This window comes from Flavobacterium sp. PLA-1-15 (assembly GCF_049060005.1).
Classification (GTDB): Bacteria; Bacteroidota; Bacteroidia; order Flavobacteriales; family Flavobacteriaceae; genus Flavobacterium.
Genome location: NZ_JBMGQS010000005.1, coordinates 113,168 through 136,521 on the forward strand (window position 1 = coordinate 113,168; position 23,354 = coordinate 136,521).

Annotated in this window: 15 protein-coding genes; 3 read left to right on the forward strand and 12 right to left on the reverse strand. The window is 36.6% G+C overall.

The features are described from left to right. Nucleotides 1-5 precede the first annotated feature (5 nt). From ACI6PS_RS05685 to ACI6PS_RS05715, 7 genes are all read right to left on the reverse strand, one after another. The gene (locus ACI6PS_RS05685) at nucleotides 6-1,199 is read right to left on the reverse strand and encodes a glycosyltransferase family 4 protein (protein WP_421011578.1); all 1,194 of its coding nucleotides are present in this window, start codon (nucleotides 1,197-1,199) and stop codon (nucleotides 6-8) included. Nucleotides 1,200-1,214: 15 nt separating this feature from the next. Then, complete coding sequence (locus ACI6PS_RS05690; RefSeq protein ID WP_421011579.1) at nucleotides 1,215-2,651, reverse strand: oligosaccharide flippase family protein; 1,437 nt, start codon at nucleotides 2,649-2,651, stop codon at nucleotides 1,215-1,217. Further along, nucleotides 2,648-3,148 carry an acyltransferase gene (locus ACI6PS_RS05695; RefSeq protein WP_421011580.1) on the reverse strand — a complete coding sequence of 167 codons (501 nt, stop codon included), beginning with the start codon at nucleotides 3,146-3,148 and terminating at the stop codon, nucleotides 2,648-2,650. Before ACI6PS_RS05695 ends, ACI6PS_RS05690 begins: the two co-directional genes overlap by 4 nt. Nucleotides 3,149-3,162: 14 nt before the next feature. Beyond that, nucleotides 3,163-4,128: a Gfo/Idh/MocA family protein gene (locus tag ACI6PS_RS05700; RefSeq protein WP_421011581.1), complete on the reverse strand. Its 966-nt coding sequence runs from the start codon at nucleotides 4,126-4,128 to the stop codon at nucleotides 3,163-3,165. A gap of 18 nt (nucleotides 4,129-4,146) precedes the next feature. Further along, nucleotides 4,147-4,719, reverse strand: coding sequence for an acyltransferase (locus tag ACI6PS_RS05705; RefSeq protein WP_421011616.1), 573 nt, complete (start codon nucleotides 4,717-4,719; stop codon nucleotides 4,147-4,149). Nucleotides 4,720-4,864: 145 nt separating this feature from the next. Then, nucleotides 4,865-6,226: a UDP-N-acetylmuramate--L-alanine ligase gene (locus ACI6PS_RS05710; protein WP_421011582.1), complete on the reverse strand. Its 1,362-nt coding sequence runs from the start codon at nucleotides 6,224-6,226 to the stop codon at nucleotides 4,865-4,867. Between the two features lie 39 nt (nucleotides 6,227-6,265). Beyond that, nucleotides 6,266-6,961, reverse strand: a complete 696-nt coding sequence (locus tag ACI6PS_RS05715) for a tetratricopeptide repeat protein (RefSeq protein WP_421011583.1) — start codon at nucleotides 6,959-6,961, stop codon at nucleotides 6,266-6,268. A 121-nt stretch (nucleotides 6,962-7,082) separates the two neighbouring features. Between ACI6PS_RS05715 and ACI6PS_RS05720 the strand changes: the two genes are divergently transcribed. Then, nucleotides 7,083-13,607 (forward strand): MG2 domain-containing protein, encoded by a 6,525-nt coding sequence (locus tag ACI6PS_RS05720; protein ID WP_421011584.1) that lies wholly within the window; start codon nucleotides 7,083-7,085, stop codon nucleotides 13,605-13,607. A gap of 77 nt (nucleotides 13,608-13,684) precedes the next feature. Here ACI6PS_RS05720 and ACI6PS_RS05725 read toward each other — a convergent pair whose 3' ends face one another. From ACI6PS_RS05725 to hpt, 5 genes are all read right to left on the reverse strand, one after another. Beyond that, on the reverse strand, nucleotides 13,685-15,826 hold the full coding sequence (locus ACI6PS_RS05725) for a S46 family peptidase (RefSeq protein WP_421011585.1): 2,142 nt from the start codon (nucleotides 15,824-15,826) through the stop codon (nucleotides 13,685-13,687). Between the two features lie 353 nt (nucleotides 15,827-16,179). Then, nucleotides 16,180-17,181, reverse strand: a complete 1,002-nt coding sequence (obgE, locus tag ACI6PS_RS05730; RefSeq protein WP_421011586.1) for a GTPase ObgE — start codon at nucleotides 17,179-17,181, stop codon at nucleotides 16,180-16,182. A gap of 51 nt (nucleotides 17,182-17,232) precedes the next feature. After that, nucleotides 17,233-18,507, reverse strand: a complete 1,275-nt coding sequence (locus ACI6PS_RS05735) for a hemolysin family protein (RefSeq protein WP_421011587.1) — start codon at nucleotides 18,505-18,507, stop codon at nucleotides 17,233-17,235. A 37-nt stretch (nucleotides 18,508-18,544) separates the two neighbouring features. Continuing rightward, the gene (locus ACI6PS_RS05740) at nucleotides 18,545-19,117 is read right to left on the reverse strand and encodes an adenylate kinase (RefSeq protein WP_421011588.1); all 573 of its coding nucleotides are present in this window, start codon (nucleotides 19,115-19,117) and stop codon (nucleotides 18,545-18,547) included. A gap of 56 nt (nucleotides 19,118-19,173) precedes the next feature. Further along, nucleotides 19,174-19,704: a hypoxanthine phosphoribosyltransferase gene (gene hpt / locus ACI6PS_RS05745; protein ID WP_421011589.1), complete on the reverse strand. Its 531-nt coding sequence runs from the start codon at nucleotides 19,702-19,704 to the stop codon at nucleotides 19,174-19,176. Nucleotides 19,705-19,892: 188 nt separating this feature from the next. On the opposite strand from hpt, the gene ACI6PS_RS05750 reads away from it, so the two are divergent. Next, nucleotides 19,893-21,167 (forward strand): PQQ-dependent sugar dehydrogenase, encoded by a 1,275-nt coding sequence (locus ACI6PS_RS05750; protein ID WP_421011590.1) that lies wholly within the window; start codon nucleotides 19,893-19,895, stop codon nucleotides 21,165-21,167. A 93-nt stretch (nucleotides 21,168-21,260) separates the two neighbouring features. After that, entirely contained in the window at nucleotides 21,261-23,333 is a 2,073-nt protein-coding gene (locus ACI6PS_RS05755) for a TonB-dependent receptor (RefSeq protein WP_421011591.1), read from the forward strand. Nucleotides 23,334-23,354: the final 21 nt, after the last annotated feature.

The following is a 23,354-nucleotide window of genomic DNA, read 5'->3' on the forward strand; positions in this document are numbered from 1 at the left end:
TACGATCAGTTCTGTTTGTATTTTTTATAATGCTGTTCTATAAAGTTAAATTCAGTACTTGTTCTTTCATTCCAATTCTGAAATGTTTCGTTAAGTTTATTTAGAGCGGCCTTCCCTAAATCATCCCTTAATTTTTTGTCTGCCAAAACCTCTTGTGTTTTTTTTATCATTTGATCTTCATCCAAATTTTCTAATAAAACACACGAATTCTTGTCTATAAAGCTTCCAGTATCACCGTTATTAAGCGTTATTATACATTTTCCATGGAGCATTGCCTCAAAAAGCGGATTTCCAGCATTGGAATAATCATAAAATGAAAGAAAGATATTGGCCATACTATAAAAATTATGGATTTCATCTCTTGAAACAGAACCTACAAAAATTATATTGTCCTGCAGGTTTTTCTTGATTACAAGTTCTTTCAAAGCATTCAGCTCGCTTCCATAGCCAACAATTAGGAGCTTTGAATTTGGATAATCAACAATTAATTTCTCCATTAATTCAATAGAAACATTTACTCTTTTCCATTTTGCAAGCCTACTTACCGTGAGAAAAAGATTGGTATCCGGCAAAATATTATGCTTCTCTTTAAAATTTTCTATGAATTTTTCATCAATAGAAAACTCTTTGTTTATACCATTTTTTATAAACAATATCTTGTCTTTTGGATAACCGATAGTTTCCAGGAACTGTCTTCCTTTTGTACCATCATTGGTCATTACTGCCACATTTCCAAACTTTTTATAGCTGATCAATTTAAAGAAAAATTTAAGCCTTTGTCTGAAACTGAAGAAGGTTTTCGGGTCCCATGCAATTCCAAAATAACGATTAACAATGAATGCTTTGTTCTTGAATATTTTTTTTGCCGCAAAACCAGACCAGTGTCCAATACAATATACAATATCGGCAGAAATATTTTCTTTCTTTATTATACTTTTTATTTTCTGATAGAAAAAATAAAAGAAAACGGTATTCACCAAATAGCCTATGTATTTAATGGTATTCAATTTAAATTGAATATTCATTTCTAAATATTTATGATCTACATTTTCGAAATCAAGACTCTTATCAGGAGAAATTATTGTAACATCATATTCCTTAGACATTGCCTCTATTGTCTTGCTGACTACTTCTTTGCCAACATTTTTTTTGATGTCCCACACCTGCAACTGGGCTATGATAAGTATTTTCTTTTTCATGAAATTTTAAAACAATTACTTTTTATTTTTTTTCAAAATAACTTTTCTAACCTTTTTATAGTAGCTGAATGCTGCAATTATCGCTACGCAACCTAAATTTATATAAATGTTTAAGTTTAAGAAACTCAATACAATCAATAGAACAGAAGGTAGTAAAAGAGGTTTTAATTCTTCTAAAAGAGAACTGAGAACATTTATAGGCTTTGCCCCTACATTATCTAAAAGATAGAACATTTGATAAAGGTAAATCAGTATGCTCGAAAAACTAAAACAGTATAAAGCTAAATAAACATTGTCATAATATCCTCCTATCACAAATGAAAGTATTCTTAAAACTACACTTATAATCATTATAATCAGAAATTGTTTTTGAAGCTTCAATACGTAATACAAGTTTGAAATTGGAGATGATATTAACCAAAACAGTGTCCAAAAACTCAATATTTCTGAATATATTCCTGCTTCTCCCCAATTATTCCCAAAGACAAGCGCAAAAATTTCTTCCCCGAATAATAAAACAATTAGCGATGGCAGGAAACCGAAGAAAAGCAAAGTTCTAACAACATTTAATGTCTCAGAAGCTATTTCTTCATTGTTTTGTTTAGAGGCGACAGATTTATAATATACAACACCTATTGATTTGCCTATTAGGTTCATTGGCAATCGCAACATCGTAAAGCCCAATGTATAATATCCAACATAGGTATTATTAAAATAATATGAGATCAAGAATGCCGGCACCAGCCATGAAAAATTATTAATCAAACTGGTTAGTATATCATATTTAAAAAACAAATCGTGTTCTTTGAAAATCCTTCTTACAAATAGCTTATCTGGAAACAAGAAAAAATTTATGCCTTTTTTGATTTTTAAAAAAAATATAAGTGTTGTAATTGTTACCAACAAAGCTGTAATTTCTGCATATAGCAGTTCTGACGTCCTATTTCCTAAAAAACCAAACGAGAGTTTGAAAACATTTGAAAGTATCGAATTTAAAATTGTTCCTATGGCAATTATACCATAAAATTGAAGCGAATTGTTCAGGCTTACCGTATTACTAAGCAAACCGTTTAACAAAACAATTAGCGGAATAAAATACACGAGAGATGAATTTGTTAAATTGAAGGTATCCGTGAAATATCCATTAAAAAAAAACACCACTATTGAAATCAGCGCAACAAAGCATATTACAATAGAATTGCATAAATTGAAAAGAATAGTCCTGTTGATTCCTTCCTCGAGCACAATTGCCCTTTCTAGTCTCAAAGCCACAATGATAATAATGAGTCCTGCAAAACTGTTGATAACATTCAATTCACCAATTGCCTCTGGCGAATAAACCCTGACGATAAAAGGCGTTAGAATTATTGCAACAACCTGCGCCAATATTGTACCCGAAACTAATTTCGATACATTCAACCAAAAGCCTGACAATTTTAGACTCGTAATCATTTTGCGGGAATTCCTTTTACAACAATATTTCCTTCTTTGAAACTCTTTGTTACTACAGCACCAGCACCAACAATAGTATTATCTCCCAATTCAACTCCTGGTAAAATGACAGCATTGGCACCAATCCAACAGTTTTTTCCAATTTTTATAGGATGAGTTGCCGAGTGTTTTGAAATATCGTCTAAATCATGATCGGCACTTATAAGCTTTACTCCAGGTGCAAAAATGGTATTATCGCCAATTTCTATTCCGTTGATGGCCTGAAAATAGCAATTTCCCGAAACAATAAAACTCTTCTCAACACCTTTGCCCATTTTGATATTTTCTGGACAGACAACTGTTGTTGAAAAATTTACAGCAAATTTAGATTCCCTATTCAATCCAAAAAAAATCTTAAAAAAATAATAAATAGCCAATTGCCTTCTGACGTTTTTGCTCAGATAGCCTTTTTCTTTTAAATTTTTAATCTTTGGTATCTTAAATAGGATACTTTTCATAACTCGCAAAAAAATTATTTAAAGGGATGAACAGCCGGATCTAATTTCACAAACGGATGATAATCTCCATTCAATGGTGTGATTGAAGCATTTCTAATAAGATGGATAATCTCAATAGATTCTCTAGCTTCTTCAAGACCAAATCCATGCCCTTCTAGCACATGCTTATAGCTTGCTGTATGCAAATCCTTGAAACCATCACTGAACTCGATTTCTTCGCCTTCCATCTTAATTGATCTATAAGTCGTTTGCCCTTTCTCCTTTATTTCATTAGGCAATGTATTACAATTAATCGAAAGAAACCATCTTACTCTGGCATTTTGAAACTCCAAATATCCAGCCGCTCTATCATGGGTATGCAAATGCACTTTGTTGGTTTTTAAGCTACCGAAGATCCACGACAGCATATCATAAAAATGAACTCCAATATTTGAGGCAACACCACCAGATTTTGCAGGATCGCCTTTCCAAGAAGTATAATACCAATGTCCTCTCGAGGTGATATAGGTTAAATCAATATCATATATTTTATCCTTCGGACCGTTTTCTATTTTTTGCTTCAAAGCTATGATACTCGGATGAAGCCTGAGTTGTAAAATCGTATAGACTTTTTTCTTTGTTTCCTGTTCAATTTTTTGCAAAGCATCTAAATTCCATGGATTTAAAACCAATGGTTTTTCACAAATCGCATCCGCGTTTTGACGCAAGGCAAATCGTATATTGGAATCATGCAAATAGTTTGGAGTGCAGATTGAGACATAATCCAATGGTCGGTTTTTTTCATATACCAACTTCGATACGTGTCGGTCGAAACGTTCAAATTCAGTAAAAAAATCAGCATCTGGAAAATAGCTATCAATTATACCAACACTGTCAAATTTATCCAATGCGGCAACTAAAGTATTATTGGTTTCTTTTATAGCCTGTAGATGTCGTGGAGCAATAAAACCAGCTGCCCCGATTAATGCAAAATTTTTCATAGCAAATAATGTCTTAAATTAAGCTCTTCTAACTTTTCCGTTTTCTAGGATATACTCATCGTTCGTTTCCAAACAGACGGCTTTACCCACATCATCAAAAGTCAATCTATGACCGTATTCGCTAACCCAACCTATTTGCTTGGCTGGATTGCCTACAAACAACGCAAAATCTGGAATCTCTTTTGTGATCACAGCTCCAGCTCCTACAAAAGCATATTGCCCGATATCGTTACCACAAACAATTGTAGCATTTGCACCAATTGAGGCGCCTTTTTTTACAAGTGTTTTTTGGTATTCTTCTTTTCTATTTACGGCGCTTCTGGGATTAATTACGTTTGTAAAAACCATTGATGGTCCAAGAAAGACATCATCTTCACAAATAACACCGGTATAAACCGACACGTTGTTTTGGATCTTTACATTATTGCCGAGGATAACTTGAGGGGATATCACAACATTTTGACCAATGTTGCATTTTTCGCCAATAATACAATTTGACATTATGTGAGAGAAATGCCAAATCTTGGTATCATTACCAATCTGGCAGTTCTCGTCCACGTATGCACTCTCGTGTACAAAGTAGTTTTTCATCATTAAATCAACATTTAAAAATAGTTTTGTTAAAGGCTATGTAATAACACAGCCTAAAAACAAATATAATTATTAAATATTAACATTAATGGTTTTTATAAAAAAATATTTAACATAAATTTTACACGGAATTTACATTAGTATTTTAGCCAATTAATTGCTTCACCTCGTCAAAATTCAGCCCTCCGTAATTGCCCGAACTCATCAAAAGCAGGGCGATTTTCTCGGTATCGAATTTCAAATGGAATAAAAATTCCTTGAAAGCTTCAGGGTTTGTATAGATAATTAAATCTTCACGATTAAAAGATTTTGCAATTTGCTCATAGGTTACTTCATCTAGTTGTTTGATTTTAACAGCATCCGGCGAATAGAAAACCACGGCTACATCTGCAGATTCCAGCGCTCCTTCGTATTCTTTTAAAAATTCTGCATTGAGCGAACTATAGGTATGGAGCTCCAAACAAGCTATCAATTTCTTGTCCGGATATTGGTCTTTTACAGCTTTTGTTGTGGCCGAAACCTTGCTTGGAGAATGTGCAAAATCCTTGTAGGCTACGTTATTTTCATTTGAAGCAATTTTCTCCAATCGTTTTGAGGCACCTTTGAAACTTGCAATGGCTTCATAGAAATCGGCTTCATCGACACCCATGTTTTGGCAAATCCATTTTGCTCCTGCAAGATTGTTCAGGTTGTGGGCTCCAAAAACCTCGATTGGCATTGCGCCATCTGGAGTTTCAAGCAATGTGGTTCCATTTTCAACGGTATATTTTGGAGTTGAATACGGCAATTTTCGGATAGGATTTGTAGCATTTTCAGCAACTCTTTTTACTTCCGAATCGTCTTCATTATAGACCAAAATACCGCCGTTTGTAATTTTTTCGATAAAGATTTCAAACTGCTCTACATAATTTTCATACGTTGGAAAAACATTTATATGATCCCAGGCGATACCTGAAATCAGGGCAATATTGGGTTGATAGAGATGAAATTTTGGGCGTCTATCGATTGGTGAAGACAAATATTCATCACCTTCCAGCACCATAAAATCATTTTCTTCCGTAAGATGCACCATCGTATCAAAGCCTTCCAATTGTGCTCCAACCATATAATCAACGTTGATTCCATGATAATGCATAACGTGCAAAATCATCGAAGTAATGGTAGTTTTTCCATGAGAACCGCCAATAACCACACGGGTTTTATTCTTTGACTGTTCATATAAAAATTCAGGATAGGAATATATTTTTAGTCCTAATTCTTGAGCTTTCAACAATTCTGGATTATCTGCTTTGGCGTGCATTCCTAGAATTACAGCTTCAATATCGAAAGTAATTTTTTCGGGAAACCAACCCATTTCTTCCGGCAAAATTCCTTTTTTCTCCAAACGTGTTCGGGAAGGTTCAAAAATAGCATCGTCACTTCCTGTAACTTTATATCCTTTGTTGTGTAATGCTAGGGCTAGGTTGTGCATGGCGCTTCCGCCGATGGCTATAAAATGTGTTCTCATTTTTATTAGTTATGAGTTATAGGCTATAGGTTTTAAATCCTAACTTCTAACCTGTTTTTCAAATTCTGTTTTTAGTTCTTGCGCTTTTTTAGGCTCCTTTAATTTCTTCAAATATAAATCATATAGCTTTTGAAATGTGGTTTTGGAGTTCCCTATTTCATGTGCCTGAATGTAATTCTTTTCGGCAGTTTTATATCGGTCGAAATACTCAGCTATTTTTCCTTTTGCGAGATAGCCGTCAACGGGTGAAAGCTTTTGCAATTCTTCAGCATACTTGGTGGCTTTCTTTTCGCTTCCACCAACGATTCCAGGCAATTGCAGGTATAATTCAATCAATGCCCATCTTGCGTCTATATGTTTTGCATCTAATTTTACAGCGGCTAAAAAAGCATCTTCAACGTCCCCTATCAAACTTAAGGCTTTGAATTTATTGGATTCCTTTGCTTTCATTCCCATTGCTCCACCAAATTTGTAATGATAATTAGCTTCTTTTGGAAACTGATTTTTCAGCTTTTCATAATAGCCAATTGCCTTGTCCCAATCTTTTGCATGACCTGCAATATCGCCCAGATATTCAATTGTTTTGGAATGATTAGGATGCGATTCCAAGTATTTTTCAAAAATCTGTTCTGCCTGCGAATATTTCTGTTGATTGAAAAGTTTCTCAGCCTTTTCAAAATCAGAAGCCATCATTTGAATGGAAAACAAAAAGATTAAAAAATAGACTATTTTCATATTTTTAAATTGATGCTCAAAAATAGTAAAACGATAAGAGAAATGATTTATTTTTAGAAAATGTTTGGTAGCATCCCAACCTTTTTCCGCGAAAGATGCTCCATACTATAAACACCTCCTTATGAAAAATATTTTACTCCTTTTGGCATTGCTTTCTTCATTTCTAATTTTTGGACAGGATTTTGACAAACAGTGGAAAAAGGTTTATCAATATGAACTGGACGGAAAAATAAAATCTGCTCAAGAAGAAGTACAGATCATCTATAAAAAAGCCAAGCGAAAAAAAGAGGAAATCCAAATAGTCAAGTGTTTTTTCTATCTATCAAAATTTGAGCAGGTTTTTGATGAAAAGGCACAATCGACAATTATTGAGAATTTGAAAAAAGAAATCAAGGACGCAAAACCTGTTTCTAGAGCCGTGTTGAATCATATTTATGGCACTATTCTTCAGCATTATTACAACAACAACCGCTATGAAATTTCTAGAAGAACCGCTTTAGAAAAGCAAAAAAGCATTGATTTCCTAACTTGGACGACTAGCGATTTTACCAAAGAAACAGATAAAGCTTTTTCTGAATCAATTGAAGATGAAAACGTTTTGAGAGCCACTTTTCTTCATTCCTACAAAGATATTTTTGAGATTTCACCCTACACGGATGGGAAAAACCACAGTCTCTATGATTTCTTGGCAGAGAAAACCAGCGCGTATTATAGATCAAAAATCGAGAATTGGACTTACAGAAACAAACTAGCAAGCAACAATCTTTTTAAAATTCTGTACCAAAACTCAAAAGTTTTTATGGAATTGAAATTAGACAATATTTCCGATGAAAATCTAAAAAAGCTATTGAAGTTGCTTCAAAAAAATGAAAAATATTATCTGGAACACAATCCCGAAAAAGCCGATTTGGCCTATTATGAAAGAATCAAATACATTCATTCGGTTTATTTTGACGACGAACTCTATCAAAAAAACATATTCGAACTGGAGAAAAAAACTTCAAGTCTTATTTTAAAACAAGATCTACGGGTTGAAAGGGCTCAACTTTATACCTATCTCGCCTTGAAAGAAGCTGAAATAAATTTTCATAAAAAAGCACTATCGCTTATTGATACGGTTTTCAAATCCAAAAGCAATCAGAATGCAATGTATCGTGCAGAAACATTAAAAAACGAGATCATCCGCAAAAGACTAAGAATCTCCTTTCAGGAAAAACTATACCCTAACGAAAATATCCGTGCCCTAATCAACTTTAAAAATGTTGATTCCATCAGGATAACCTATTACCTCTTTCCTGTAAAGAATAATCAATGGTTTGAAAATAACTACTACTACGACAGAGAAAATAAAATCAATAAAGATTCCCTGATTCTTGCGTTTAAAAACAAAAATACTCCTGTAAAAAGTTACTACAGAGCACTTCCTGCAAAGAATGATTACTTTGAGTACGCTACCGAAATTTTACTGGAAAAAATGGACATGGGGAATTATCTGGTTTTTATTGAAACTAAAAACGAAATTGCTTCTGAAACCGATGCGTATACTTACGGAAACATTACCGTTTCTAATCTTATGGCTGTAGAAGACACAGATACTCAAAACAATCTGTTTTATATTCTAGACCGAAAAACAGGGAAACCCATTTCAGATGTGACGATTAAAAGTGAAGATGACTCCGCTAAGACTAACAATATTGGAAAGGCATCATTGAAAAAGCAGGAACACATACCCAATAAAAGATATACAAACCAACTAATAATTTCGAAAGGCAACGATACTATTGCACAAAAATACAATAGAGAATTCATCTACAAAGGTTCGACCGAACATGAGGAAGATGAAATGGATCGTTTTCAAGCAACAGCCATGGTTTATTTCGATAGGGCCATCTATCGCCCTGGACAAAAAATGTACTATAAAGGTATTTTGATTCAAGCTAAAAACAAGGTGAAAAGTGTTGTTCCTTTTGCCAGTGTCCACATCAAAATTCAAGATGTTAATGATACTACCTTAAAAGAGTTAGATCTTCAAACCAATGAATTCGGTTCTTTTTCGGGAGAATTTGATATTCCTAAAAATACCTTGACCGGACAGTTTACAATTACGGTTGATGAAGCTGATAACATCAAGATGGATAAAAAATATTATGTTGTTGAAGAAAATGAACATCTGTTTTGGGACAATGTAGATTTTAATGACAGTCAATTCTCTTTTCAGGTGGAGGAATACAAACGCCCTACTTTTGAAGTGAAATTTGATGAAATAAAGGAAAACTATACCATTGGAGATTCCATCAAAATTAAAGGAAATGCGAAAGCTTTAGCCGGGAACAATCTAACGAATGCCAAGGTTGCCTATACCGTTTCTAAAAACACCACAAGGATTGGATCTTATTATAATCATGAAACGGATGATGTAGTCAAGGAGGTTTTTACCGATGAAAATGGCAATTTTTCGATTGATTTTCTGGCAATCGAAAATGGAGTAGACAATGACTCTATAGAACGTTTTAATTTTTATATCAGAGCATCCGTTACGGATATCAATGGCGAAACTAGGACTGCAAACACATCTGTAAATATTGGCAAAAAGACACTCTCGCTGCATGTTGCCCTGAAACCAAAATTATTCTTGGAAGACGAAAACGTATTATCCATCAATACCACAACCTTAAACAACTTCCCGATTGATGCAAAAGGTGAAATTAAAATTTACGAAAAGCAACAAAAAAGTTTCTTAAAGTACCGTCTTTTGGGGATTCCGGAAATACAAACCCTATCCCGTACGGAATTTGAGCAACTTTTTCCTTACGAGCCTTATGATGATACGGATACTGAAATTAAAAAAATCCTGGTAAAAACATTGCCCTTCGACACCAAAGTCAATAAAAAGATAGCATTGGATTTTCTGAAAAATTTCAAAAAAGGGAACTACGAAATCATCACCTCGGCAACGGACAGCAAAAACAATCTGATTGTAACCGAAAATCATTTTATCCTTGCATCAAAAAAAGATACAAAATCTGAAAAAGAACTGTTTACGTATAGCGATATTTCTAAACCAAATTCAAATTATTTTGAGATAGAAGTGCAATCCATTATTCCAGATTTGTATGTTACAGCGCGTCTGTACGAGAATCAAAAAATTGAAACCGAACAAGTTTTACAACTCCAAAAAGGAAAAGGTATTTTTAAATTCCTAAAAAAAGCAAATTACAAGGAAGACATCAATCTTCATTTCTCTACCATTTGGGAAAACCAATCTGGCGTACATACTTATTCCATTCCGAAAGAAACCATTGAACAGAAATTAAATATCGAAGTCATCAGCTTGCGCAATAAAATCGAACCGGGAAGCTTGGAGAATTGGTCCTTTAAAATTTTAAACCAAAAACTCGAAGCCGAAGTTTTAGCAAGCATGTACGACATGTCTTTGGACCAATTTGCCGAAAAGAACTGGACTGATATATTTATTGATGAAGATTATAAGTATCCCAATTATCCTGACCTGAATTCAAATACTGTAACGAACAAGTACATTTATAACTTTCGACAAGACAACCTCTATCTCCCAAATTACATTCAAAATACCACTTTAAACTGGTTCGGGTTTGATTTCAACAATCCTAAAAGTGAATACAGCAGAAAAAAATATTTAAGTAAAATACAGCAGAAAACCGTAATTCCGAGAAGTTCTAAAATAATAACGGGTATCGTAACCGAAAACGGCATGCCACTGCCTGGCGTGACCATAATTGTGAAAGGTACAACCAGAGGTGTTCAAACTGACTTTGATGGCTACTTTGAAATTGAGGCAGCTCAAGATGAAGTTTTGGATTTTTCATATATAGGATTCAAACCGCAATTTCTTGTTGTAGATAAAAGAAAGAATTATGAAATTATGCTTGAAGAAGATAGTCAGCAACTAGGAGAAGTTGTTGTTGTAGCCTATGGCACTCAAAAAAAGCAAGCTGTAACTGGGTCTATCACAACCTTGTGGAGTAAATCTTTAGAAGAAGAGCAAAATGGATCCCCTTTAAAAGCATTTGTAGGGACAATAGCCGGAATTAGCATGATAACGGCAGGGGGACAGTCCGGAAGTAACACCACAATACAAATAAGAGGCGCTTCCTATGATTCTGAAAAAAACAAACCTCTTTTTGTAGTTGACGGTATTCCTTTTGAGGGCGATCTTATGGATATTAATCAAAGTGATATTCTATCGCTTTCGGTTTTAAAGGATGCTACCTCCGCCACTTTATATGGCTCTAGAGGAGCAAACGGCGTTGTCATCATCACAACAAAAAATGCCTTGAAGGAATTAGCTCAGGTTAAAACCAGAACCAACTTTAACGAAACAGCATTCTTTTATCCACATATAAAAACCAATGCTGACGGTCAATTCTCTTTCAATTTCACCAATCCAGAATCCTTGACACGATGGAAGTTGCGTTTGTATGCGCATAACAAAAAAGCAGAAACGGGCTATTTTCAATCAGAAATTATTTCACAGAAGGATGTAATGGTGCAAACCAATATGCCTCGCTTTGTACGCGAAAAGGACACCATCACTATCTCGGCAAAAGTGGTCAATATGACCAATGAAGCTAAATCTGGATTGGCAATGCTGATGCTTTATGATGCTACAAACATGAAGCCGATTGACAGCATTTCACTCAACACTCAAAATACACGAAACTTTACTTGCAAGCCCAAGGAAAGCGTTCCTGTAAACTGGACCATTGCCATTCCCGAGGAATTGCAAGGATTGCAGTACAAGATAGTAGCAAAATCAGGGAATTTTAGTGATGGCGAAGAAAACATCGTGCCGGTTTTATCCAATAAAATCCTGATTACCGAGAGCATTCCAATCTGGGTGAAAGGCAATACGAAAAAGGAATACACCTTTGAAAATTTGAAGAACAACACCTCTTCAACCCTAAAAAAACATCTCTTTACGTTGGAATATACTTCAAATCCCGTTTGGTTTGCCTTGCAATCCCTACCCTATTTGATGCAATATGAACACGAATGTGCCGAACAAATCTTCTCCAAATATTATGGGAATTTTATTGCAACAGAACTCATCAACAGCAACCCTAAAGTGGCTTCCTTATTTGAAAGTTGGAAAAACAACCCTGCTTCAACCTCAAAATTAAACCTTAACGAAGAACTGAAATCTATCGTGCTGAACGAAACTCCATGGTTGCTCGATGCCGAAAATGATGAGCTAAAGAACAAGCGCTTGGCTTTGCTGATGGACTTGAACATGATGAAGGAATCGATGGAAAAATCGTTTAAGAAAATTGCACAACGGCAACTGCCTTCGGGAGCTTTTTCCTGGTTTCAAGGCGGAAATGAAAATCCGTATATCACACAGCACATTGTGGCGAGTTTTGGCCATTTAGGCAAAATGTTTCCTCAAAAAAGTGCTCAATTTGAAAGTATTTACAAGACTGCAATTCCTTATCTGGACAACCTTTACATCAAACACAGTACGCTGAAAAACGAAAGAATTGATTATTATGCCTATTCGAACCTCCACTATCTATATGCTAGAAGTTTTTATACAGAAAAAATGCCAATCTCTAAAAAGATTGATTCCATCATTACGGTTCAAAAAGTAGAATTCAAGACCAATTGGTTGCATTATACTCTATACAAAAAAGCACTTTTGGCCTTGACGATGCACCGCTTTGGAGACCGTGAATTTGCTAAAAAAATCATTAGTCACCTCAAAGAAACTGCCGCTAGAAACGAAGATAATGGCATGTATTGGATAGAAAACAAAAACGGTTATTACTGGTACCAATCGTCTATAGAAACGCAGGCCATGCTGATTGAAGCTTTTACAGAAATTGAAAAAGACAAAACCTATGCCGATGAAATGAAAGTATGGTTGCTCAAAGACAAGCAGGCCAACCATTGGCCAACGACCAAAGCCACTACCGAAGCTATCTATGCTTTATTGTTACAAGGAAACGATTGGACAAACATAAAGGACAACACCAAATTCAAGATTGGCGATGAAAAAGTGCTGACCAAAAAACTGGCTTCAAAAGACAAGGAAGCCACTACAGGTTATATCAAAATGAATTGGAAAGCTACGGAAATAAACAACCAAATGGGGAATATTTCGGTTGATAACAAATCCGCTGTTCCTGGTTATGGCGGTGTATATTGGCAGTACTTTGAAAATCTTGAAAACATTAAAACCGATAGCACCTCGACCTTATCCATCACGAAAAATCTTTTCAAAAAAGAGAAATCATCTTCAGGAGAAAAGCTAGTTGAATTGAATGCTGAAAACATCAAAACAGGCGATTTGATTACCATCCGACTGATCATTAAAACCGAAAATGATTTGGAATTTGTGCATCTGAAAGACCTAAGAGCTTCGTGTTTTGAACCTGTAGATGTTCTATCCGGCTATCAATGGAGCGACCGATTGAGCTACTATAAAAGTACCAAGGACGTGGCAACCCATTTCTTTTTTGATGAAATAAAAGCAGGAACATATGTTTTAGAATACGACGTTCGGGTGAACAATGCGGGACATTTCAGCGATGGAATTTCTACACTGCAAAGCATGTATGCTCCAGAATTCAGCCAGCATTCCAAGTCCAGTAGAGTTAAAGTGAATTGAACCTAATCTTTCCAAAATAAAAAAAAACCGTTTCAATCACTTGAAACGGTTTTTCCTTGAATTAATAAAATGAACCTTTATTTAACGATTGTCATTTCATCGATGATGTGTTTTGCACCAGAATATTTGTCGATTACCCAAAGAACATAACGGATATCCACGTTGATGGTTCTTTGCAATTTAGGATCGAAGATAACATCTCCTGCCATTGCCTCGATGTTTCCATCAAAAGCCAAACCGATCAATTCTCCTTTTCCGTTTAATACTGGAGAACCTGAGTTTCCTCCTGTAATGTCGTTATCCGTCAAGAAATTAACGTGCATCGATCCGTCTTTATCAACGTATTGACCGTAATCTCTTGCCTTGTTCATTTCGATGATTTTGGTTGGCATATCAAACTCGTCATCACCTTTTTTGTATTTCTTCACCATACCGTCCATAGTAGTATAGTTGTTGATTTTTGCATCATTGCGCTTGTCAGCCGGTAAAGCATTTACTTTTCCGTAAGACAAACGAAGCGTAGAGTTGGCATCAGGATATTGAATTGTGTTCAATTTTGATTCTCTCAAACCTTCTACCAATAATCGGAATGATTTTGCAAAACCGTCTTCCAATTGCTTTTGGTCATCAGTTTTATTTCTAAGTTGCTTCATTAGGTCCGAAGACAATACATACAATGGATCTGCTTCAATCACACCTTCTTTTGGATTTTTCAAGAATTCCAACACTCTGTTTTTTGAAGAAAAGATACTTTTCTCAGTTGCATCGGCAACGTATTTTTTGAAATCACCTTTGGCAATTTCTTTTACAGTTGCTGGCAAACCATACGGCGCACCTTTAGTCGCATATAAATTCAATTGTGCAGCAAGTACATCTTTTTCTAAAGGAGCGTAGAATTCTGCATATGAATCTTCAATGCCCTCTGTCAATCTAGGCAACATTTCAGCTCTTTTTGTTGCATTTTCTTTCGTATAAGCAATCAATCCGTTTCCTAAACTCATTGGCAAAACGCCATAGGTAGCAGTTCTTACCAATTGTTGCAAGTAGCTATCATGACTTGATTTTTCGTTGGTTTTGCTGTAAAAATTATTGATTGTTGATACAACATTTCCGTACTTGGCTTTATTTTCTTTCTGATTTGCCCATTTGTCAAATTTAGCTTCCTGACCTGCCTTTGTTTTTGCAGTTCCAAATTTTGACAAGGCATCAATCATACCTTGGCGGTTTTTCCAATAATTCGCTGTAGAAGCATATTTCGAAGCATAAAGAAGGTTTACCTTTTCATCCTCACTCATGTATTTCTTCATCACATCCATACCTGTTTTGGCACCTTCCACCCAAGCAGGATAAGCAAATTTCACGTTTTGATCGATTCCGCCGGCTGGCATCCAACGGTTTGTTCTTCCTGGATAGCCTAAAATCATTGCGAAATCATTCTCTTGAACACCTTTCAAGCTCACTGGTAAATGGTGCTTCGGTTGCAATGGAACATTTTCTGGAGAATACTCCGCAGGATTTCCATCCTTATCGGCATATACTCTAAACATCGAGAAATCTCCCGTATGACGAGGCCATTCCCAGTTATCCGTATCACCACCAAATTTTCCAACGCTTTCTGGTGGAGTTCCTACTAGACGAACATCCTTATAATCTTGGTACACAAAATAGTAGTATTCATTTCCTTGAAAAAATGGACGTACAGAAACAGTATATTTTCCTCCACCGTCGTTTTCTTTCTGGATTTTTGCAATCTCTTGGTTGATCGCTTTTTCACGATCAGCTTCGCTCATATTGTCGTTTACAACACCCAAGATTCTTTTAGAAACATCGTCCATACGCACAAAGAAACGCACGTATAAAGATTTCGGCTTCATTTCTTCTTTTCTATTTGCGGCCCAAAAACCATTTTTCAAGTAGTTTCTCTCTTCAGATGAAAGTTCAGCAATAGCATCATAACCACAGTGGTGGTTTGTCAAAACCAAACCTTCCTTGGAAACCATTTCAGCCGTACAGCCTCCATTGAACTGAACAATCGCATCCTTCAAACTATGGTTGTTGATGCTGTAAATTTCTTCGGCTGTCAATTGCAAGCCCATCTTTTGCATGTCGCGGTGGTTCAGTCTTTCAATAAACATCAAGAACCACATTCCTTCATTAGCTTTCACAGAAGCCGGAACCAGCATCAGTGAAACGGTAATGAACAAAATAATTTTTTTCATTTTTGTAAATTAAGTAAGTTAATCAGAGAAAATCCAAAGCAAAAACCTCAAGATACCCCCTTTTTTAAAGCGTGCTAATATACTCCATTTAAACCACCCGACACTCATAAACGCATACAAACTATAACGTTATAGTTGATTTTTAACTTTTATTTTAGAGTATTCAGAATTTGGGCGAATGGCCGGGCTGTCCGTTCTATCTTTTCCCCCTTGAAGAAAGAGGAAAAAGGATGCCACTTCCATCCCTATCGCAGTCGTTGCTAAACCTGAAGATTTGTTTTAAAACAATCATCAACTCTCAAAAAAACAAAAAGCTACCCGTTTGGATAGCTTTCATTTTATCATTTGGAAATTTAGTCGTTCAACATCTTCCAGAGTTTGTCTTTCAATTCCGTCAAGCCTTGTTGGGCTACCGAAGAAATAAACATATAGGGAATATCCTTGAAATCCTTATCCAACTGCGTTTTGAGTTCTGCTTTTAGCTCATCATCCAGCATATCACATTTTGAAATCACCAGCATTCGTTCCTTGTCCAGCATTTCTGGATTGTACTTGCTCAATTCGTTTACCAAGATATCATATTCTGCTTTGATGTCAGGAGTATCAACAGGAACTAAAAACAACAATGTAGAGTTTCGTTCGATATGACGCAAGAAATAATGCCCAAGACCTTTTCCTTCCGCCGCACCTTCAATGATACCCGGAATATCTGCAATCACAAATGATTGATAATCACGATACGCTACGATTCCTAAATTTGGCTTCAAGGTTGTAAACGGATAATCCGCAATTTTTGGTTTAGCCGAAGTCAAAACAGAAAGCAAAGTCGATTTTCCAGCATTTGGAAAACCAACCAGACCAACATCTGCCAAGACTTTCAATTCAAGGACAATATCTTTCTCCTCTGGAGGCAAACCAGGCTGTGCATAACGTGGCGTCTGATTGGTAGAGCTTCTGAAATGCCAGTTCCCCAAACCGCCTTTCCCACCTAATGCAACAATCTTCTTTTCGCCATCTTCGGTAATTTCGAACATCACCTCATTGGTTTCCTTATCGCGAACAACTGTTCCCAAAGGCACTTCAATAAATTTATCTTCTCCGTTGTGACCTGTACTTCTATCGCCTCCTCCATCGCCACCGTGACCAGCCTTGATGTGCCTTGCAAATTTAAGATGGAACAAGGTCCACAAACTTTTGTTTCCAACCAAGTATACGTGACCGCCTCGTCCACCGTCTCCACCATCTGGGCCACCCTTTTCAATAAATTTCTCTCTATGTAAATGCGTCGAACCTTTTCCTCCTTTTCCGGATGAAACATAAATCTTAACGTAATCTACAAAATTTCCCTCTGTCATTTTTTTAATTTTCAGTTTTCATCTCAGTTTTAAAACTGTGAATCTTAACTATTATTTCTGTAATGATTTCACCATTACCTTGTCAATCTTTACACCATCCATGTCTATAACTTCGAGTTCAAAGTGGTTCCAGATTAGTTTTTCACCTTGTTTGGGTATGTACGAAAGTTCAGTCATGATCAAACCGCTGACTGTCGTTACCTCATAATCGTTGATGAGTTCGTCCAACTCAAAATAAGTAAGGAAATCGTGCAACGAATAGTGCCCATCGACTAACCACGTTCCATCTTCCCTTGCAACTAGCTGGAAATCTTCCTTATAAAAATCAGATGCATCACCAACCAAAGCCTCCAAAATATCATTCAAGGTAATAATCCCTTGAAAAACACCATATTCATCCGAAACAAAAGCATAATGAATACCGCTTATCTTGAAGTTTTCCAACGCTTTGTAGGCAGTTGTTTGCTCCATAATAAACGGAGCATCTGTCATAATTTCGTTTAAGTTGAAATCATCGTTTTCAATATTGGCAAAAATATTTTTGAGGTTTACTACCCCAACAATATCATCATAATTATCACCATAAACAGGGTAGATCGAATGCAATTCTTTCAACATGATGTCACGAACCTTCTCTTTTGCAGAATCCAAGGGCAAGAAAACAACCGACTTCCTGTGCGTCATCAGTGAATTCACCTTTCTGTCTCCGATATGAAAAACACGTTCCACGATGTCCTGCTCAATTTCCTGAACTTCACCGCCCTCAGTTCCTTCTTTAATGATTGCCTTGATTTCTTCCTCAGTCACCTTACCTTCGGCAGAAGGCTTGATCATTAAGACTTTCAATAGGAATTCTGTAGAAATAGTCAACAACCAGATAAACGGAGCTGTAATAACCGAAATGATTTTCATGGGCAAGGCCACCGCTTTTGCGATTGCTTCAGGATGGTTCAAACCAATTCTTTTCGGAACCAACTCTCCCAATACAAGCGAGAAAAAAGTCAATATTACTACCACAATTCCAACAGCAATTGAGTCAGCATAGGGCTTTAGCGAAGCAAATCCCTCAACAAATACTTGAACATCCGTTGTGATTTTATCTCCCGAAAAGATACCTGTTAAAATTCCGATAAGGGTAATCCCAATCTGAACCGTGGATAAAAACTTGTTTGGCGAATTGGCCAGTTCCAATGCCGCTTTCGCACTCGCATTTCCTTTTTTTGCAGCATTTTCAAGACGATTCTTTCGGGCAGAAATCAGTGCTATTTCTGACATTGAGAAAACACCGTTTAGTATGATCAGGAAAAATATTATAAGTATTTCCAAAGTTGGGATTATTCGTTAATAATAGTGTTGTGTTGAATTACAATTTTTCAATCACTTGGCTCAATCTTTCTGTAATTTCTTCGATTGAACCGATTCCGTTTACCGGATAAAATTTATTTTGCTCTTTATAATAATCCATCAAAGGAGCGGTCTTTTCGTTGTATTCTTGGTAACGGTTTCTGATTTTTTCCTCGTCTTGGTCATCGGCTCTTCCAGAAGTTTTTCCTCTTTCCAGCAATCGCTTTACCAAAATCTCATCATCTGCTTCCAAGGCAATCGTAGCCGTGATTTCTTGTTCTTTAGAATTCAAAAAAGCATCCAAAGCTTCTGCCTGTGCTATTGTTCTTGGAAAACCGTCAAATAAAAAACCTTTTGCTTCTGGATTTTTATCCACTTCGCTTTGCAACATTTTAATCGTTACTTCATCCGGAACCAAATCTCCTTTATCCATAAAGGTTTTTGCTAATCGACCTAATTCTGTATCGTTTTTAATATTGAACCTGAAAATATCTCCAGTAGAAAGATGCACCAAATTGTATTTTCCTTTTAAGAATTCTGCTTGTGTCCCTTTTCCAGCTCCAGGTTTCCCGAATAAAACTATATTAATCATTTTGTATGCGTTGTGTGTTATGGTTGTTAGTTATGTGTTTTAATTTTAATTCAAAATTATTCCGCAAGTTGATAAACATCCGCCAAGTTTCTTCCCAATCCATCATAATCCAATCCGTAACCCACAATGAACTTGTTTGGTATTCTAATTCCTACATAATCAAGCTTGATGTCTTTTTTATAAGCCTCAGGTTTAAAGAACAAAGTAGCAATTTTAAAATGCTTTACATTTTGTGCCTTCAAAATATCTTTCAAAACTTCAATTGTGTTTCCTGTATCCACAATATCTTCCACAATCACTACTGTTCTTCCAGTCAAATCCTGATTCAAACCAATCAATTCGTTTACAGAATTGGTCGTTTCAGTCCCTTCATACGAAGACATTTTTACAAAACTCACTTCACACATTCCTCTGTAATGCTTCATCAAATCGGCCAAAACCATGAAAGAACCGTTCAAGACACCTATAAAAACAGGAATCTCATCAAAAAAATCATCATCCATTTGTTTTGCCATATTCAATAATGCAAAATCAATTTCTTCAGCCGAAATAAACGGAACGAAGTGCTTGTCGTGGATTTGTATCACAATAATTCATTTAAGTATAAGGTGCAAATATACTAAAAACACAAGCACCTATTTTATAATTAATTTCAGTTTTATTATAAATTTATTAATGTTAAAAAATATCTAATATTCAATCGTTTAAAAGCCTTTAAAAAAATAAAAACCGTAATTTCAAGCTACAAAAATTGAAACCCCAAAATCCCCAAGCTATGAAATTCTCGACCCTGTGCCTTATGTCTTTTTCTTTCCTGACGGTTGCCTCGTGTAACGGACAGATTTCCAAAGAAGAAAAACAGAAAGCATCCCAACAAAAGCCTAACACCTTAATGACTGCCGTTGGCGAAATTACACTTCCGGCTCCTTATTCTTCAAAATCAACAACCAAAAGAAGCGGAATGAAAGATTGGCCAGAAGGAAGAACACCTATCGCACCCGAAGGCTTTACCGTAACCAAATTTGCAGGCGATTTAAAGAACCCACGTTGGACCTACATCGCTCCCAACAACGATATTTTTGTCGTGGAAAGCAATACATTCAACAGCGCAAACAGGATTACCGTTTTTCGTGATGCCGACAAGGACGGTGTTTTTGAAACCCGAAAAATATTCAAGGAAGGTCTGGACATGCCTTTCGGAATGCTGATTCTAAAAAACCATTTTTACATTGCCAATACCGACGGCCTGTACCGTTTTCCGTATAAAGAAGGTGATTTAAAACTGACGGGCGAAGGTCAGAAAATTGTAGAGCTTCCTGCCGGAGGTTACAACAACCACTGGACAAGAAACCTGATTACCAATGCCGATGGTTCAAAAATTTACATCTCGGTTGGTTCTGCAAGTAACAATGCCGAACACGGAATGGAAATCGAGAAACGTCGTGCCAACATCCTTGAAATCAATCCCGACGGAAGTGGCGAAATCATCTACGCAAGCGGATTGAGAAACCCCGTAGGCATGGATTGGAACCCCGCAAACAATGAGCTTTGGACAGCCGTTAACGAACGTGATGACTTAGGCGACGAACTTGTTCCGGATTACATTACAAGCGTGAAGAAAGGCGGATTTTACGGATGGCCCTATTCCTATTTCGGTCAGATTCCAGATCCTAGAATGAAAGGACAAGGCAAGGATTTGGTGGCAAAAGCCATCGTTCCAGACGTTTCCGTTCACGCCCACACCGCATCGCTTGGTTTTACATTCTACAAAAAGGATGCTTTTCCGACACAATATAAAAATGGAGCTTTTGTAGGACAGCACGGTTCCTGGAACCGCTCCAAACTAAGCGGTTACAAGGTGGTTTTTGTTCCGTTCAAGGACGGAAAGCCATCTGGAAAGCCACAAGATTTCCTCACTGGATTCATCGCCAATGAAGAAAAAGCAGAAGTGTACGGTCGCCCCGTTGCCGTAACCGTTATGAATGACGGTTCCCTTTTGGTAAACGACGACAGCGGAAACACCATCTGGCAGGTGAAAGCGAATGAATAAAAAAGTCAACACAGATTTCACAGATTTCCACAGATTAACGTATTAAAGAATTTGTGTAAATCTGTGCAATTTGTGTTTATAAATTTATGCCCAATGCGAAAGAATTATATTTTAATAATCATCCTCTTCACCTTAAAAACATTTTCACAATCCGATACAATTCCAAAAGGCGAAATCCTAAAGGAAGTTACGATCAGCAATTTTCACATCAACGATAGTTTGCTCAATGCTCCAGCCTCCATCGGAATCTTGTCTCAAAAGGAATTGCAAGCCAATAACAATACCGATATTTCAATTGCTATAAATAGAATTCCGGGCGTTTACATGCAATCGGCAAACCTTACTACAAACCGAATTTCTATCCGCGGAATTGGTGCCAGAACACCTTACGGAACCAACAAAATCCGTGCATTCTATGGTAATATCCCACTGACTTCTGGCAACAGCGAAACCACAATAGAAGACATCGATCTGGAGAACATCAGCCAAGTAGAAATCATCAAGGGACCGCTTTCAAGCATTTATGGAGCAGGTTTAGGTGGTGCCATTCTGCTTAGGCCAAAAATAAACAGTCATAAAAACAACGCAAGCATCAGTACCACGCACGGTTCGTATGGATTATCAAAAAACACTATTTCTTATGGCTTAAATACAAACTCGTCGAGCCTCAACATCAGCTACCACAACCTCAAAACCGATGGCTGGCGCGAAAACAGTTCCTATAACCGAGAAGGAATTACGCTTGCGGGCGAATTGTTACGAAAGAAAAAAAGCAAGTTCAGCTATTTCTTCAACCATACTTATCTGAAGGCGTTTATTCCGAGTTCCATCAACAAGCAAATGTTCGATGAAAATCCACAAGCCGGAGCACCAACTTGGGTCGATTCCAAGGGCTTCAAACAATACAAATCGATTTTGGGAGGTCTTTCGTATGAATTTGAAATCAATAAAAACCTCAACAATGCCACTTCTGTTTTTATCAATTATAAGGACAATAACGAGCCAAGGCCTTTCGACGTTTTACTTCAGACCAATTTTGCCTATGGCGCAAGAACCGCCTTCACAGGAAACTTTTCTTTAGGAAGCGTCAAAAGCAATTTCAATTTCGGATTGGAATATTTCCGTGACGATTATTCTGGAAAAACACTTGAAAATCTCTATCAGGAAAACAACGGTCTCGGAAGCTTGGAAGGAAACAGACTCACGCAAAACCTTCAAAAAAGAAACTTCTACAACGCCTTTGCCCAACTTCGTTTTGCCTTTTCAGAGCAATGGGAACTGCAAACCGGATTGAACATCAACAAGACACAATTTGAGTTGGACACCACTTTTCCAACAGAAAATGCTTTCAAAGAAAGCTACAGTTATAATGCCATTTGGTCGCCACAAGTTTCATTATTATACAAACCAAATCATTTCCACACACTCTATGTTTCGGGCAGTCGCGGTTTTTCGCTCCCTAGCGTAGAAGAAACCCTTACCGAAAATGGCAACATCAATTCCAATATAAAACCCGAAAGCGGCTATAATTTTGAAGTAGGTGGTAAATTTTATTTTCTGGATAAAAAGCTCTACACCGAATTTTCTGTCTATTCGATGCAAATCAACGATCTGCTCGTAGCCCAAAGGGTCGGCGACGATCAATACGTGGGCATAAATGCCGGCAAGACTCTACATCAGGGAATTGAATTTTCAGCCGATTACCGTCTCATCGTAAACGCCTTTCTAAGCATAAACCCTTTCGTTTCTGCTTCCATCGGAAAATATGAGTTCCGCGAATTCATCGACAACGGCAATGATTTTTCAGGTAATAAATTAACCGGAGTTCCAGCAAATAAGGCAAACGCCGGCATCACTTTTTCAACTAGAATAGGTCTGTATCTTTCAGCCGACTATCAATTTGTGGATAAATTACCGCTCAACGATGCCAACTCGGTTTACAGCGACAGCTACAAGATCATCAACCTAAAAACGGGCTACAATTTTAAGATTTTCGATGGACTGACTTCCAAAATTGCGTTCGGCATCAACAATATTACCGAAGAAAATTATGCATCAATGATTTTGGTAAACGCTACAGCTTTCGGAAACGCCACACCTAGATATTATTATCCTGGTCTTCCCGTGAATTATTATGGGAATATTTCTTTTGAGTATTTGTTTTGAATAGTCTTAGAATTTCAATTT

Excerpts from the sequence above, each read along its gene's own strand:
- ACI6PS_RS05755 (WP_421011591.1), top strand. The coding sequence starts at position 21,261 with ATGCGAAAGAATTATATTTTAATAATCATCCTCTTCACCTTAAAAACA.
- ACI6PS_RS05740 (WP_421011588.1), bottom strand. The coding sequence starts at position 19,117 with ATGATTAATATAGTTTTATTCGGGAAACCTGGAGCTGGAAAAGGGACA.
- ACI6PS_RS05710 (WP_421011582.1), bottom strand. The coding sequence starts at position 6,226 with ATGAGAACACATTTTATAGCCATCGGCGGAAGCGCCATGCACAACCTA.
- ACI6PS_RS05685 (WP_421011578.1), bottom strand. The coding sequence starts at position 1,199 with ATGAAAAAGAAAATACTTATCATAGCCCAGTTGCAGGTGTGGGACATC.
- ACI6PS_RS05705 (WP_421011616.1), bottom strand. The coding sequence starts at position 4,719 with ATGAAAAACTACTTTGTACACGAGAGTGCATACGTGGACGAGAACTGC.
- ACI6PS_RS05715 (WP_421011583.1), bottom strand. The coding sequence starts at position 6,961 with ATGAAAATAGTCTATTTTTTAATCTTTTTGTTTTCCATTCAAATGATG.
- ACI6PS_RS05720 (WP_421011584.1), top strand. The coding sequence starts at position 7,083 with ATGAAAAATATTTTACTCCTTTTGGCATTGCTTTCTTCATTTCTAATT.
- ACI6PS_RS05690 (WP_421011579.1), bottom strand. The coding sequence starts at position 2,651 with ATGATTACGAGTCTAAAATTGTCAGGCTTTTGGTTGAATGTATCGAAA.
- obgE (WP_421011586.1), bottom strand. The coding sequence starts at position 17,181 with ATGACAGAGGGAAATTTTGTAGATTACGTTAAGATTTATGTTTCATCC.
- ACI6PS_RS05725 (WP_421011585.1), bottom strand. The coding sequence starts at position 15,826 with ATGAAAAAAATTATTTTGTTCATTACCGTTTCACTGATGCTGGTTCCG.
- ACI6PS_RS05695 (WP_421011580.1), bottom strand. The coding sequence starts at position 3,148 with ATGAAAAGTATCCTATTTAAGATACCAAAGATTAAAAATTTAAAAGAA.
- ACI6PS_RS05750 (WP_421011590.1), top strand. The coding sequence starts at position 19,893 with ATGAAATTCTCGACCCTGTGCCTTATGTCTTTTTCTTTCCTGACGGTT.
- ACI6PS_RS05700 (WP_421011581.1), bottom strand. The coding sequence starts at position 4,128 with ATGAAAAATTTTGCATTAATCGGGGCAGCTGGTTTTATTGCTCCACGA.